Source organism: Alkalibaculum sporogenes, from assembly GCF_009362815.1.
Classification (GTDB): domain Bacteria; phylum Bacillota; class Clostridia; order Eubacteriales; family Alkalibacteraceae; genus Alkalibaculum_A; species Alkalibaculum_A sporogenes.
The window spans coordinates 1-1,309 of sequence record NZ_WHNX01000082.1 but is presented as its reverse complement, the minus strand read 5'-3'; the positions used below and the strand labels follow the sequence as shown (position 1 = coordinate 1,309).

2 protein-coding genes are annotated in these 1,309 nt (G+C 33.2%); both read left to right on the top strand.

Annotated elements, in window-relative coordinates; genetic code table 11:
- Positions 1-256: LPXTG cell wall anchor domain-containing protein (locus GC105_RS16625; RefSeq protein ID WP_152807060.1), on the top strand; the 256-nt coding region annotated here is incomplete at its 5' end.
- 120 nt (positions 257-376) lie between these two features.
- On the top strand, positions 377-1,156 hold the full coding sequence (locus GC105_RS16620) for a transposase (RefSeq protein ID WP_152807058.1): 780 nt from the start codon (positions 377-379) through the stop codon (positions 1,154-1,156).
- The last annotated feature ends 153 nt before the right edge of the window (positions 1,157-1,309 follow it).

Genomic DNA, 1,309 nt, shown 5'->3' with positions numbered 1-1,309 from the left:
GGTAGATGACGCAAATCTAATCATCCAAGACGGCTACGCCCAGTTCACCATCACCCACTGCTCAGACTATGTACTAACTGACACCATAGTAGCAGGAGTCAGCACAGAAGATAACACAACAGAAACTGCAACACCAATGGAAAAAGCAAAAAAAGAAGGAAGTAATACAACTATGATCCTAATAATAGGAGGAGCACTACTTGCCTTAGGTGCATTAGTGTTTGTATTATACAACAAAAAGAAAAAGCAAGTTTAGAAAATAAACAAATTTACTAAACCGAAACGGCGTCTTATATAGACGCTGTTTTTGGTTCATTCCAAAGCACTGGTCTCGGACGGTTCCTGATGCTTTGACATTACAAGCAGAGGTGTTACAATGGTACGTCAAGCGAGAAAAGAAAGTCCTACTGGATACTATCATATTATGATGAGGGGCAATAATAGAGAAGAAATTTTTAGATTGCCAGAACAAAAGAAATATTTTCTTAAATTATTATTGGAACAAACAGAGGAACAAATTGAAATAGCTGCATATTGCATGATGGATAATCATGTACACATTGTCGTATATGCTCCAATAAAGATATTATCAGAAGGATTAAAAAAGTTAAATATTAAATACGCTATGAAATATAACTATTTAAATGATAGGGTAGGTCATGTGTTCCAAGATAGATATAAAAGTGAAATAATACACGATGAAATCTATTTAAATCAAGTAATTCGTTATGTCCATAATAATCCTGTAAAAGCAAGAATGGTTGAATTTATTGATGAGTATCAATGGTCTAGTTATCATGAATATACTGACAAAATTAGATTGGTAAGCAAAGCTCAAAAAGAATTTATTATGGACTTATTTTCTAAAGATCTAGAGTTATTTATAAAATTTCATGAAGAAATAGATTATTTTGAATATATAGATACAAAGGAAGAAATACAACGAAATCGCATCACTCACGCACAAGAGATTATTGAGCAGTACTGTGATGCAAAAGGGATAACAGAAGAAAAGCAGATAAAGAACAACCCTCATTTTCTTCAAGAAATGATCTTCGAGTTGTTATACAAAACAAAATTAAGTCACAGAGAGATTGCAAGGCTGTTAGAAGTAAGTAGTAACCTTATACATAAACTTAATATAGAGGGAAAATAATAAAAAAATTTATAAATAAAAGCAATAAGAACCGTCCCCATTGCTTTGTTACAATAGGCATTTGCAGAAAGCGCAAAGCCAGTCATACGAGGCCTTGCGCTTTCATATTTCAGTTGCCCGTCCCCACAAAATCGTGTAAAATTAAGTTACCAC

Bases quoted from the DNA above. Each gene is read 5' to 3' on its own strand.
- GC105_RS16620 (WP_152807058.1), top strand. From the start codon at position 377: ATGGTACGTCAAGCGAGAAAAGAAAGTCCTACTGGATACTATCATATT.